The sequence below is a fragment of the Rossellomorea aquimaris genome, assembly GCF_003315075.1.
GTDB classification, from domain to species: domain Bacteria; phylum Bacillota; class Bacilli; order Bacillales; family Bacillaceae_B; genus Rossellomorea; species Rossellomorea aquimaris_C.
Genome location: NZ_QNRJ01000003.1, coordinates 196,410 through 210,170 on the forward strand (window position 1 = coordinate 196,410; position 13,761 = coordinate 210,170).

Here is a 13,761-nt window from a genome sequence, read left to right on the forward strand (position 1 = left end):
CCCGGACAACCATCATAGAATAGACCATCTAAAACAAAGGCAGGGTACAAACATATGAGTCTGTTTTTAAGAGGTACATTGGTGCTGGTGGTGACGGCTTTTTTAGGAGAGTGTTTGGAGTTTGTGATCAATATGATTTTGGCTCGAGAGCTTGGGGAAGCTGGTCTTGGCACGTATATGTCAATTCTGCCGACTGTGTTTCTGATTGTCATTTTGTCGAGCATGGAACTTCCGATCAGCCTTTCCAAATTCTTTGCCGAACGGGAAGAAAAGTATCATCGGGGCATGCTTCATTATGCCTTTCGATTTGCGGTCATCACGACGTGCATTCTCTTAATTGTCATGGTCCTCATATATGCCTGGACTCCTTTATTTGAAGGATACCACCCAGGAATTCGCTGGCTCATTATGATTGTCATTCCCATTGTGGCGTTTACTTCGATCACCAGGGGCTATTTTATGGGGATCCAGCAGATGGGTAAAATTGCCGTCGCTAATTTTCTGCGTAAAGGAATTCAGCTTTTTTTACTGGTTTCGATCTATAATTTTCTATCGTTTGGTATCAATACGTCGATCCTCATAGCCCTTGGGACGCTGATTGCGAGTGAAGCGGTCGTATTTGTTTATCTGATTCATGCTTACGTACTTGAGATTAGGGGTAAAAGAAAGAACAGTCATTCTACATTATCGACATTTGAGATGAGAAAATCAGTGTTATCTGTGTCGATTCCGACGACGGTGCTGCGGATTTTTCACGCTCTCACCCATGCGGTTCAGCCATTTTTGATCAAATGGGCGTTAGTTCTTTCAGGTATGGGGGCACTTGAGGCGAATGAGCATTTCGGGATGTTGGCTGGAATTGCCCTTACCGTCGGATTCTTCCCATCTTTTATTGGCTTTTCGATGTTGATCGTGTTAATTCCGACTGTATCGGAAAAGGTGTCATCAAAGGACTTTGATGGAATCCTTACCCATCTTAAGCAGGTCATGTGGATTACATTAGGATATGGTGTTCCGGCAGTGTTTTTATACTATTTGCTTGGGGACTATATTACAGAAACGTTCTTTCATTCTGTGGCATCAGCCTATTATTTGAAGTTGCTCTGGCCGTATTTCCTTTTTCATTTCCTGGTGTTTCCTCTTCAGGCCTTTTTAATCGGACTCGGGTTGGTAAAGGATGCTCTCCTTCATACCGTCTGGTCGAGTATATTTTCGTTTACACTGATATACTTGCTGGGTTCCCGTTTTGGAATGGAAGGAGTCATTCTTGGCATGAACGCGGGGGCCGTTCTGATCACCATGCTTCATTACTTTACGATCTGCAGAGAATTGGAAACGACTCTTTGGTTAAAATCAGCAATTAAATTGTAAACTAAACAAAAACACAATGTGCCCTTTTAAACCCTTTTGTTTTGCACAAAGAGGGTCCAATCTTTTATTCTGATAACACGTACATACTATTTACTGTTATGATGGCTGATTTCATAACCTTCAAAGGAGAAAGCTATGATCGATTCTATTTTATTTAACATCATGTTAGTCGGAGTGCTCGGGATCGCTTCCCAATGGATTGCCTGGAGATTCAGGCTTCCTGCCATCGTCGTCATGTCAATTGTTGGATTGCTGGTGGGGCCAATATTTGGACTCATTAATCCAAAGGACGATTTTGGGGAGGTCTTCAAACCCATTATATCCATGGCCGTTGCCATCATCCTTTTTGAAGGAAGCTTAAATCTTAATTTTCGGGAAGTAAAGGGATTAGGCAAGCCATTATTCAGGATTGTGACCTTTGGAGCTTTACTAGCTTGGATATTGGGTTCACTTGGCGCCCACTATGTAGCGGGTTTATCCTGGGCTGTGTCCTTTGTGATAGGTGGATTATTCATCGTAACCGGGCCCACCGTCATCCTGCCGCTGCTCAGACAGGCAAAGCTTAAACCTAGACCGGCAGCGATCCTGAAATGGGAAGGGATAGTGGTCGATCCATTCGGGGCACTTCTCGCCGTATTTGCTTTTGAAATCATCAACTTTTTAATTAGTGATGACGTAACAGGGTTAACCCTATTACTGTTTTTTGCAGCTTCTCTATTTGCCGTTGTCTTTGGATGGGCACTGGGGAAATTCACAGGCTTTATTTTTGAAAATGGACATGTACCGGAGTTCTTGAAGTCACCTGTCGTTTTTGCACTGGTTCTTGCCTGCTTCACAGTATCTGATCAGATCACACATGAAACGGGACTATTAGCTGTCACAGCAATGGGGATGACCCTTGCGAATATGCATATCTCATCCATCGACGATATGCGTCACTTTAAAGAAAACATTTCGGTTCTGCTCATTTCAACCATTTTTGTCATGCTGACGGCATCATTAACCGTAGACACGCTTTTACGAATCTTTAACTGGAACATCGTCGCATTCGTCCTGCTTATGCTATTCATTGTCCGACCGTTATCGATCTGGTTGTCTACGATAGGGACGGACCTCTCTAACAAGGAAAAACTACTGGTCGGGTGGATTGCCCCCAGGGGAATAGTCGCGCTGACCGTCTCAAGTTATTTTGCATCGGTACTATTAGAAAAAGGCTTTGAAGATGCGGCGATTCTAACGTCCTTAACCTTTGCTCTTGTATTCTCTACCGTATGTGCACACGGCTTCTCCATTAAATGGATGGCGAAGAAATTGGATTTAGCCATTGATGATAGACCAGGAGTAATGATAGTAGGAGGCAGCAAATTCAGTACTGAATTTGCCAAAACCCTTCAAGACCTGAAGATTCCGGTCTTGATTTCGGATTCCTCATGGCAGCGATTATTTTCAGTCAGAAAAGCCGGGATCCCCTTCTATCGGGGTGAAATCTTATCTGAACAAACGGAATACTATCTGGATATGACTCCATATGAATACATGATTGCGGCTACGGAGCTGGATTCTTACAACGCTCTTGTCTGTACCACATTTGTTCCGGAGATTGGCCGTAATAACCTCTTCCAACTGAGTCTGCGCAGCCAGCGGGATGATGATCTTGAAGATATGGTTCATACGATTGGCGGACGGATCCTATTCCAGAACCATGTGACGTGGGAAGAGCTGAACAAACGCATTGAACGTGGAGACGTGTTTAGAAAAACAAATATTACTGAAAAGTACACCTTTGAATCTTATCTGCAGGAGCGGGATGAGAACACATTATTAATATTTGCCCTTAAACCTGCAGGAAGGATTGAATTCTTCACAGAAGGTGCTTCACCTAAGATTGAGCAGGGAGATGTCATTGTCAGTCTCACTAAGCCCTGTAAGGAAAAGAATAAGATTCAGGAGAAGCTTACGGTTCAACGTGAAAAAGAAATCATAAAAGCTCAAAATGAAACGAATCAAGAAAGCGCCGACTAAGTCGACGCTTTCTTTTTTTTTACGGTTACTTCTTCCTGCTATATTGTTCTCCCAGTAACTGTTTCACTTGATTATACGTCAGCCCTGAATCCTGATTGAGTCGTTTGACTTCATCAATATCCGTTCCGGAACGAGTCACGTTTCTCTTCTGCTGGTTCATACAACACACCCCCTATCACTTAATGTAAGTCATCGGAAGGATTCCTATACAAAAAAAGAAGGCCCGAGGGACGGACCTTCGTGTACATTATGATTGACGTGTGCGCTTGTAGACCAGGTCAAAGATGAGGATGATAATGGCGAGGGCGTAAGCAGTATAGGCATAGGTTGAGTGTTCTGCCATGTTCTTTACTCCGATACCGACAAAAGCCCAAACAAACACAAGTGGATAGAGCATGTCATGCTGCCCGATGCGGAACCAGAAAGCAAGGATCGTTGCGAGAATCAGTCCGAGATAAGCCCACACCAATTCAGAAATGCCAAACCCGCCCCAGCCAATATCCGTTAAGTAATACGTGATATTCACAATCGTGGCAACCGAAATCCAACCTAAGTATATCGAAAAAGGGGCTTTATCCAGGAGGGACGGACCTGTGCTCTTCACCCGTCTATAAAGGGCAATAAGAGTTAATAGAAGTCCGATCATGATAAAGACGGAAACGAGAAAGTAATTGTAGTGCCAAACGAAGATCCATGCTGAGTTCAATAAACAGCTCAGGATGAATAGTCCGCTTGTTTCCTGATAAAGGGGAAGATCTCTTCTGTCTTTAGGGAACTGGCGGATGATCCAAATCGCGAGCAGCAGATAAATCAGGCTCCAGATGGAAAAGACATAACCCGCCGGAGTGATCATGATATCGAGCCTGTCACTGATTTCACCAGTGGATTGATTATTCAAAGGCAAAGTCACAGCCAGCGTATTCATCACGATCACTAAAGCGAATGCTAAAATATTCAAGATCAGTTTCATTCAGTGTACCCCCTGTAAGTAGTGATGTTATATAATATTCCACTCTTGTCAGATTAAAAACCAAATGAAGAGAGTTAGGGAAAAAGGATTAGTGAAAGATCAGGAAGGATTTAAGGGATTTATCGAGAATTAGAAATAGGATAGGGACAATGAGAAAATCTATTAGGGGGACATTATGGACCGTACAAATCATACATATTCGGATGTTTGGGATTTAGATGTTTTTTCCAAGGAGGTAGTGAATCACCAGAATTCAGAAAGCACCTCGATACGTTAGAAAAAAAGAAAAATGACTTCGCAGAAAATGCACTCGCTTTTCATCCGCCTCAATCGGCTAGTGATGCTGACCTGGTGTGGAACCTGATTGAAGAAGCCAAAGAAGTGATGCTGTATTTGCGTCAGGCCGGTGCCTTCGTGAGCTGTCTTGAAGCTCAAAATATGCATGACCGAAAAGCAGATTCTCTCCGCGCGGAAGTGACCAGCCTGAGTGCCGACTTTTCTTCTACTTTTACAAAGTTTCAGCAGCAGCTTTCAGATTGCAGAGAGGAGGTCTGGAATGAACTGCTTCAGCATGATCAACTGAGTGAAATTACGTTCGTCCTCAATGAGTGGAGACAAAAAGCGAAAGATAAGCTATCCAGCACAGAAGAGTCACTGATCCAGGCGTTAGCCGTCGACGGTTATCACGGCTGGGGACAGATGTATGACACGATTGTGGGGGCCATGGAGATTGAACACGATGGAAAAAGACTATCGGTCGGTCAGGCGAATAACCTGCTATCAAGTAAAGATGCCAATACGCGCAAAGAGGTTTTTGAAAAATTAGAGAAGGCCTGGGAACAAAATGAGGAACTCTTTGCACGTACCCTCAATCACCTGGGCGGCTTTCGCTTGAATGTCTATAAGAAGCGTGGCTGGGATGAATTGATGAAGGAACCCCTCGAATATAATCGTATGAAGCAAGAAACACTGGATGCCATGTGGGGCGCTATTTCAAAGCACAAGCAGCCTTTCGTTCAGTACCTGGAAAGAAAAGCGGAACTAATCGGAAAAGACCGACTCGATTGGTATGACCTGGACGCACCCGTGGGGGAGTCGACTGGCACCTTGTCATATGATGAGGGGGCAAAATTCATTCTCAAGCAGTTCTCCCGATTTGGTGAGGAGATGGCCCGGTTTGCTGAAAAGGCATTCGAGAACCAATGGATCGAAGCAGAGGACCGGTCCGGAAAACGTCCGGGCGGGTTCTGCACATCCTTCCCGTTAAGTGATCAATCCCGTATTTTTATGACGTATTCCGGCTCTATGTCGAATGTCTCCACACTTGCACACGAGTTAGGGCATGCGTTTCATTCCTATGCGTTAAAGCCGATGCACACATTGAATCGGAACTATGCCATGAACGTTGCCGAGACCGCATCGACTTTTGCCGAAATGATCGTCGCCGATGCTGCCGTAAAAGAAGCGGAGACGAAGGCAGAAAAGATTGCCTTAGTGGAAGATAAACTGCAGCGGAGTGTCGCGTTCTTCATGAACATCCATGCCCGCTTCTTATTCGAGACCCGTTTTTATGAAGAACGTAAGAAGGGGATTGTACCTGCCGATAAACTCAACGAACTGATGGTGGACGCCCAGAAGGAAGCATTCTCAGACTCCCTTGGAGAGGTTCACCCGCGCTTCTGGGCATCGAAGCTTCATTTCTATATTACAGGAGTGCCGTTCTATAACTTCCCGTACACCTTTGGATACTTGTTCTCACTGAGTATTTACGCCAAAGCCCTGGAGTCGGATGAAAGCTATGAGGATAAATACATGGCATTACTTCGTGACACAGCGGTCATGAATGTCGAGGAGCTTGCGATGAAGCACCTCGGTGAAGACATCACCAAAGAAGCCTTCTGGGAAAAAGGTATCAAGCTATGCATAGCAGACGTAGAAGAATTTCTTGAGTTAACAGAATAATGCTTTAGGGTCCGTTCCATTTTGGGGACGGACCTTGTTTTTTGAGTAGAAAGACTGATATGGGATTATCCACCGTTGTTCAGGTTTATCGATTTATCATCCGTATCTTCAATATATCGACCCTCCTTCAAAAAGCGACAAATTTCGTGCCCCGCCCCCTCCCCAGAAACACCAAAAAACGACAGGTCCTACCACCCCTAAGCCTCAAGTCTGATACGAAAATAAAGCTCTGGCTCGTTATGGGAAACCCGGAAAATAGATAGGATAGAGACATGAAGAAGAAAGGAGGCAACAACATATGAAGAAATTCGGATTGCTTTTAGCCGGAGGGATTGCAGCCATTGTCCTGCTTGCCAATTTAGGACCGATCGTCGGGCTCGCCATCTCTTTAGTGATCATGTATTACAGCTTTAAAGGGTTTGTGAAAACAGATTCCACAATGAAGAAGATCTTATGGGCACTGATCGGTCTTGCGGCATTCAGTGCATCGATATCCAACTTCCCGGCGATCATCGGATTGGTTGCTCTATACGTTCTGTATGTGATCTACAAGAACTGGAAAAAAGAAGAAAACATTATAGAAGAAAATTCATCGGATCCATTCACTAATTTTGAAAGAGAATGGTCTCAATTAAAAAACTAAAGGAGAGATTTCACTACTATGGCAAACTTAATTCAAAGAATAAAAAATACAGTCATGTCCGACCTGCACGAAGCATTAGATAAAAAGGAAAAGAAAAATCCAATTGCCGTGTTGAATCATTATTTAAGACAATGTGAACAGGAAGTAGAAAAAGTAAGTAAGCTTGTGGAAAGACAGTATCTATTAAAAGAAGAGTTCCAAAAAGAGTATCAGCAGGCTTCTGCATTAGCTGACAAACGAAAATACCAGGCTGAGGTTGCATCGAAGGCAAATGAAGAAGGCCTGTATGAATTTGCCCTGCAGGAACAAAAATACTATGAAGAGCGCGCTGTGCGCATCCAGGACTCCAAGCTGAAAGCAACGAAAGAGCTTGAGGAGCTTGAGAGAAAATATGAAGAGATGAAACACAAGCTGAAGGATATGTACATCAAGCGAATGGAGCTGATGGGAAGGGAGAATATCGCCCGTGCCCATAACAAGGTGAATTCTGTACTTGAATCGTCTTCAGGCTATAACAGCCAGGCTTTCTCTAAATTCGATGAAATTGAAACATACTTAGATCATCTAGAGCATGGTGTGAACTCCTCTTATTATCGAAATACGATCGACGCAAAGATCGCCAAATTAGAAAAAGAAGTGAAAAAAGAGGAAACGGAAGCCATTCCTTCGTAAAACATGGTATTCTAATCTAAGAAAACGAATCGAAACGATAAACAAAGGGGGAGCCCAAGCGGGTTCACCCCGTTTTAGCATCATATATATGTCAGGATGAGAAATTTATATTATAATCCGGATTTGAGATTTATGGCCCGAAATGAGGAGATATGGACCGGATTTGGGATTTATGAACCGAAATCAGAAAATATGAACCACATTACGAACTTTTTGATCCGGAATCACGATATATGAACCTCTTGTCGAAAAATCCTCATTCAAAAAAATACATAACCAGAAAGGAGGAACCCCCTTGTTCAATCGTTTACGTTCAGACGGGATTAGCTGGATTATTTTAATAGGAACCCTTTTAATACTGTTGGAAGTATCATTCTACGATGGGGGGGTTCTCGTCTTTCTCTCGATTGCGGCCTTCTGTATCTATATTGGAAGAAAGAAGCTTCCGAGTACTCTTGGAAAGCTCCTGCTGTGGTTCGGGATCATCAGCTTAGCCATCAATATCTTTAATACCGTAGCGTTTAAATTTTTATTGTTTGCCATTCTTCTATTTATCATCGTCCGTTTTGCTGATTCCAAGAAACATCCTAAATACATCACTCCGACGATTAAAGAAACGTTCACCCACACAAGTGAGCCATTCGTCATGAAGAAGTCCGCTCTTCAAAACGAATGGTTCGGCCCGAAACGGACTCCGGAAGACGTATATGAATGGAATGATATCAACATTCAGGGTGTGATCGGAGACTCGGTCATCGATATTGGAAATACGGTGCTTCCTAAAGGGACGTCCGTCGTGTCGATTCGAAATATTTTAGGCAATATTGAAATCTTGATTCCTTACGATGTGGAAGTGAGTGTCCATCACTCGGTACTTGCCGGTTCGATTGAGATTTTTGAAGAAGTGGAGCCGAAAGCGATCAATCAGTCCCTTTATTATCAAACACCTGGTTATGATACGGCTGTCCAGCGGGTGAAGATTGTCACCTCTATGTGGATTGGGGATTTAGAGGTGAAGAGAATATGAGCACAGTCAGTAAGCAGATTGTTGCAGGCATTCTCTTCTCCCTTGGGATGGTGGTCTTTTTATCCCTATCCTATCTTTATTTGTATCCCTTGGAGGATTGGTCCCTATTATGGGAAGTAGAGATTATGGATATACCGGGAGCAGGGTTTATCCTCGTTGTAAGTATCCTTATCGGGATGGTGTTTGGCATCCGGACAGGGTTGAAGGATAAACGGCAGCTGAGGGAGATAGAAGATGCCCTTATGAATGTGCAGCAGGGCCGATTGGTCACACTCCCTGAAACGGCAACCTCGGAAGTGCAACAGGTATGGAAAAAGGTCGATGCGTTAGGGAAGCATCTTACGGATCAAGCGCGATATTCCCAGAAGCTAGCCAATGAAAAGGCGGAAGAGCAGGAGAAGAGAATCCAGGAGATCGTTTCCCAGGAGCGGAACCGTTTGGCGAGGGAATTACATGACTCGGTCAGTCAGCAGCTATTTGCCGCATCGATGCTGATGTCAGCCATTACGGAAACATCATCACCCGGCCGAACGCCTCATGAAGAAAAGCAGCTGGGCATGGTGGAGCAGATGATTCATCAGTCTCAGCTTGAAATGAGGGCCCTCCTCCTTCATCTTCGCCCCGTTGCGTTAAAAGGAAAGAATCTTCAAGAAGGAATGAAGGAGCTGTTGGTCGAATTAGCTCAGAAGGTCCCCCTTGATGTCGAGTGGAAAATAGAAGACATGAGCCTTGATAAAGGAATCGAAGATCATCTCTTCAGAATACTGCAGGAGTCGGTTTCAAACACCTTGCGACATGCGAAGGCGACTTCCTTGGATATTCGATTGATCAAAAGGGAATCGATCATTATTTTACGGGTAGTGGATGATGGTCAGGGCTTTGATGTCAACGAATCGAAGGTTACAAGCTCCTATGGGCTTCAGAATATGAGGGAGCGGGCCATTGAAATCGGTGGTACGTTTAAAATCATCAGTGTACCGAATAAGGGAACACGCTTGGAAGTGAAGGTTCCCGTTGTGGAGAATGAAGGTGAAAAAAATGATTAAAGTGGTATTTGTAGATGATCATGAAATGGTAAGAATCGGGGTTTCTTCTTATCTATCGGCTCAGGCGGATATTGATGTCGTCGGGGAAGCGTCGGATGGGAAAGAAGGCGTCCAGCTTGCCCTGGAGCTTCGGCCTGATATCATTCTCATGGATCTTGTGATGAAAGAAATGGATGGCATCCAGGCGACAAAGGAGATCATTCAAGAGTGGCCGGACGCAAAGATCATCATCGTCACCAGCTTCCTGGATGATGATAAGGTGTACCCAGCCCTGGAAGCCGGCGCGGTCAGCTATATGCTGAAAACGTCGAAAGCGAGTGAGATTGCCGAAGCGGTACGTAAGACGTACAACGGTCAATCGATTCTCGAACCGGAAGTCACGGGGAAAATGATGACACGTATGAGACAGAAGACCGTTTCTCATCCCCATGAAGAGCTCACCAACCGCGAACTGGAAATCCTTCTCCTGATGACACAAGGGAAAACGAACCAGGAAATTGCCGATGAATTATTCATCGCCCTGAAAACAGTGAAAACCCACGTGAGCAATATCCTTTCCAAGCTCGGAGTCCAGGACCGGACCCAAGCTGTGATCTATGCTTTTAAACATGACTTAGCTAAATAAAAAAGGCTCTTTTGCAATGATTGTTGTTTTCTAACATAGAATCTGCCAGGACTCTGTCAACCATTTTGTGCAGGATCTTATTTATGCCAATAAACAATTGAAAGAAACAGTATTTCTATATACAAGCTAAAATTGACTTTACACTTTGAAAAATGTTGTATTCTAAACGTTTATGATATTTATTTTAGTCTATAGAAAGAAACTCACACTTAGAAAGTTGATTGGAGCGGAAGGTGCTCGACTCCTGCGGGAATAGCGGGAAAGTACGAAAAGCGTAGGCGGCTCGCACAGCCCCGACAAGCATAAGCTAAATGGGCCTAGAAGGCGTTCTTTGACTTCTTGGCCCATTTAGCTTATCACCTCGAGGGGCTAGCCGCCGGAGCTAGAAAGTTGAGACCCCACAGGGCGCAGCCGAGGCCACTGATAATATAACGATTTTATATTTTGTAAGAGAGAAATTATTTTTAAGGAACAAAAAAAGAGTGTATTTTGGAATTTTCAGCCCCTAATACACCCTAATCCTTATTTATTTCTTACTCTTTTTCGTTTATTAGTTTTATTATTCGCTTGATATTCACCGCGAAGATGGAGGTGGCCCCTTGAATGTGCATACCTAATAGACCCGCGGCAATAGCTTTATTGTACCCGTGTCTATTTTTAAGTTCACTATTCTTAGCTTCAATTTTATATCTGGACCGGGCCAGTTCTTTGAACTCTTCGGTATGTTGGAATGTCTCGTGTTCCGAGTGTTCCTTTGACTTAATTGTCAGAGAGTAGCTCTTTGTCTTTGCCCCTTCTGTATAACACCCTTCGCGAATCGGACACTCTTTACATTTCTTAATGTCCCAATAGAACTTAATTCTCGTGTTACGGTTCTTGTCTCTTTTTTTAAGTTGTCCACTGTTTTTAGACAAGTGTCCTGCTGGGCACATATAGCGGCCTGCATCTTTATTATAAATGAAATGATCATCTTTTCTTGTGCCATTTGTAATAACGGGGTGTAATTTAGAAACCAACTTAAATTTTTCTTTTTTCGCGTAAATAAGATTGTCTTTTCGAGAGTAGGCTGTATCACCAATTACTGTATTTATTTTCAACCCGGTTCTTTTAGTTTTCTCAATCAAATCAGGTAGGTATTCGCCATCTGATTTTTCACCTGATGTAATAACGGCCGCAGTAATAATCCTTTCTTCCGAGAGGGCAAGGTGGGTCTTATAACCATGGAAAGAATAGTCTTCAGATTTGTGTCCGACTCTTGCGTCTGGGTCGGTTGAAAAATGAGTATTATGCTTACTATCTTCAACAGCTTCCTTTAGAACGTTAAGCTTTTCCTTCACGGAAGGCACCTTAGCGATCTGGGGGGAGTTTTCTATCACAGAAACTAACTGTTCTGTATATGTGAGTTCTTCTTGGTAACCGCCATCTACCGGTTTACTTGGAAATTTCTCTTTCATCTTTTCATCAAATTGATAAATCGTCTTACGAAGCTTTTTGGACAATTCTTGTAAGTATTGTGTAGCTGGCTTGGAGTTATAGCGAGAACTGGAATGTGTAGCGTCTAAGATAATTGATTTTCCTAAAAAGAGATTGTGCTTAAGGGCAATTTCTACTGTCTTTTCGATTAATAAATCAAGTAATTTTATATCCTTAATACACAACCTTCGGAATTTAGTAAGAGAACTTGGATCAATGACTGATTCCTCTGGGGCCATATCCAGGAAATATTTAAATGACAAATCGTACCGAGAGCGTTCGACAACATCGACATCTGATAAGTTATAAAACACTTTTAATAAGAGGTATTTAAACATTCGAATGGGTGGTATGGCGTTTCGACCATTATCAATACTATAATTATTCTTTAGTTCATCCAGAATAAAAGAGAAGTCAACGAGTTCTTTCGTTTGTCGGAGTATGTTATCTTTTGGAACTACAAGATTGTACAAATCGTAGTATGGACTTAATACTAATTCTTCTTGTTTTGATAACATGAAGAACACCACCTTTTCGCTAATACCCTAATTATAAAATAAAAAAGTTAGACAATCTTTATGAAAATGAAAAATGCTTAATTGTAATAACACTTTTTCAGTGGCCTCGCGCAGCCCGAGGAGGCTCAACTCACGCCCCGCGGAAAGCGAGCACCTGGAGCGGAAATCAACCACTACTCGCTTTTTTAAAAGCAACAAAGTTTACGAAAAGAGCCATAAACAAGAGAAAGTGACCCAAAAAGAAAACTTTTTGGGTCACTTTTTCGTATAGAAAGAAGAAAGCAAACGGATCCCTTCCCCAAAATGCCAAGCATGAGAATCCAAGCATGAAATATACATCTAATAAGGATTGGTGCATTTTGGTAACAAGAATGAAAAAAATACAAATCTATCATCAACGGGAGGAGGAATAATGGTAGAATAAGCGATATATTGTCAAATATTGAAAAATAACCGGTAGGGGGATACGACGTGAACACAAAATTCAGTAAGCCTAAAGGGTTCGGTGAAATACTGGACCATACATTTCGATTAAGTAAAAACCGCTTTAAAGACTTTTTTCTTATTTTCCTTATTCTGTTAGGGCCTGTATATTTACTGCAGGCACTCATTGAACTGGCAGCAGGGGTAAGTTTCTTTAGAACGGTCGGTACAGGGGAAAACTGGTTCGATGGGATTGTCAACAGCTTTTCAGGCGAGTTTACTGAAGAAGGGGGTCCAGAAGTAAATCTGGCGGCTGAGCTTGGTACAGGTCTTATTGGACTTATCAGTATAATCCTCGCTCCAATCGCTCAAGCTGCAATTTTATTTGCCCTTAATCATATGAGGAAAAATGAAGACTTTACGGTGAAGCTTGTGATCAAGCAGGCATTCTCCCGTTTTTGGCCGATTATCGGAAGCAGTCTCCTATTCGGAGTGATTGTATTCGGTATCGTATTTGTTCCGATTTTCATATTTGGTTTTGCCGGAGTATTCGGGGCTTCACTTCTTGAGCCGGGCGTCGGGATTGTGGTCACCGGAGTTGTCCTGTTGCTTGCATTCGCGGTTGCTGTAGCTTACTTCTTAACACGTTGGAGCTTTTATTTTGGAGCGGCAGCCATAGAAAATGACGCACCCGGTCTCGGCAGGAGCTGGAGGCTGACGAAGAAGCGTGGATGGATCCTTCTGTTATTATTCATTGTATTCGGCTTGATCGTTGGAATCGTAAGCTCTGCCTTCGAATTAACGTTCGGGTTGGTATTAGGGAATAGTGTCCTGTATGGCATGATTGTAAACGTTGTGTCTTTATTCACGTCAATGCTGTTCGCCGTTGGTTTCGGGGTTATGTTCCTTGACCTTAAAACGAGACATGACGCAGATGATTTAAATGAAATGATCGATGATTATAACACAATCCAATAGTTTCCTTGAACAATTGAAGTATCCAGTCAGG

General features: G+C 43.0%; 11 protein-coding genes and 1 pseudogene. 9 read left to right on the forward strand and 3 right to left on the reverse strand.

What is annotated here, in order from left to right:
• Positions 1-54: 54 nt before the first annotated feature.
• Both DET59_RS05625 and DET59_RS05630 read left to right on the forward strand, forming a co-directional pair.
• Entirely contained in the window at positions 55-1,371 is a 1,317-nt protein-coding gene (locus tag DET59_RS05625; RefSeq protein ID WP_113968628.1) for an oligosaccharide flippase family protein, read from the forward strand.
• A 135-nt stretch (positions 1,372-1,506) separates the two neighbouring features.
• Complete coding sequence (locus DET59_RS05630) at positions 1,507-3,393, forward strand: cation:proton antiporter (protein WP_181778062.1); 1,887 nt, start codon at positions 1,507-1,509, stop codon at positions 3,391-3,393.
• A gap of 25 nt (positions 3,394-3,418) precedes the next feature.
• Here DET59_RS05630 and DET59_RS21975 read toward each other — a convergent pair whose 3' ends face one another.
• Together DET59_RS21975 and DET59_RS05635 are read right to left on the reverse strand one after the other, a co-directional pair.
• Positions 3,419-3,553, reverse strand: coding sequence for a hypothetical protein (locus tag DET59_RS21975; RefSeq protein WP_258549582.1), 135 nt, complete (start codon positions 3,551-3,553; stop codon positions 3,419-3,421).
• 87 nt (positions 3,554-3,640) lie between these two features.
• Positions 3,641-4,363: a TspO/MBR family protein gene (locus DET59_RS05635; RefSeq protein WP_113968629.1), complete on the reverse strand. Its 723-nt coding sequence runs from the start codon at positions 4,361-4,363 to the stop codon at positions 3,641-3,643.
• Between the two features lie 175 nt (positions 4,364-4,538).
• On the opposite strand from DET59_RS05635, the pseudogene DET59_RS05640 reads away from it, so the two are divergent.
• From DET59_RS05640 to DET59_RS05665, 6 genes and pseudogenes are all read left to right on the forward strand, one after another.
• Positions 4,539-6,325, forward strand: a pseudogene (locus tag DET59_RS05640) (M3 family oligoendopeptidase).
• Between the two features lie 298 nt (positions 6,326-6,623).
• Positions 6,624-6,968, forward strand: coding sequence for a lmo0954 family membrane protein (locus DET59_RS05645; protein ID WP_113968630.1), 345 nt, complete (start codon positions 6,624-6,626; stop codon positions 6,966-6,968).
• A gap of 18 nt (positions 6,969-6,986) precedes the next feature.
• Entirely contained in the window at positions 6,987-7,640 is a 654-nt protein-coding gene (locus tag DET59_RS05650) for a PspA/IM30 family protein (RefSeq protein WP_113968631.1), read from the forward strand.
• A 295-nt stretch (positions 7,641-7,935) separates the two neighbouring features.
• Positions 7,936-8,667, forward strand: coding sequence for a cell wall-active antibiotics response protein LiaF (liaF, locus tag DET59_RS05655; RefSeq protein ID WP_113968632.1), 732 nt, complete (start codon positions 7,936-7,938; stop codon positions 8,665-8,667).
• Positions 8,664-9,713, forward strand: a complete 1,050-nt coding sequence (locus DET59_RS05660) for a sensor histidine kinase (RefSeq protein ID WP_113968633.1) — start codon at positions 8,664-8,666, stop codon at positions 9,711-9,713. The genes liaF and DET59_RS05660 overlap by 4 nt, the downstream gene beginning before the upstream one ends.
• On the forward strand, positions 9,706-10,338 hold the full coding sequence (locus tag DET59_RS05665; protein ID WP_113968787.1) for a response regulator transcription factor: 633 nt from the start codon (positions 9,706-9,708) through the stop codon (positions 10,336-10,338). Before DET59_RS05660 ends, DET59_RS05665 begins: the two co-directional genes overlap by 8 nt.
• 533 nt (positions 10,339-10,871) lie before the next feature.
• Here the strand turns inward: DET59_RS05665 and DET59_RS05670 are convergent.
• Positions 10,872-12,329: an IS1182 family transposase gene (locus tag DET59_RS05670; RefSeq protein WP_113968634.1), complete on the reverse strand. Its 1,458-nt coding sequence runs from the start codon at positions 12,327-12,329 to the stop codon at positions 10,872-10,874.
• 471 nt (positions 12,330-12,800) lie between these two features.
• Here DET59_RS05670 and DET59_RS05675 point away from each other — a divergent pair, with 471 nt between their 5' ends.
• A complete protein-coding gene (locus DET59_RS05675; RefSeq protein ID WP_113968635.1) occupies positions 12,801-13,730 on the forward strand; it encodes a hypothetical protein in 930 nt (309 codons plus the stop codon).
• The last annotated feature ends 31 nt before the right edge of the window (positions 13,731-13,761 follow it).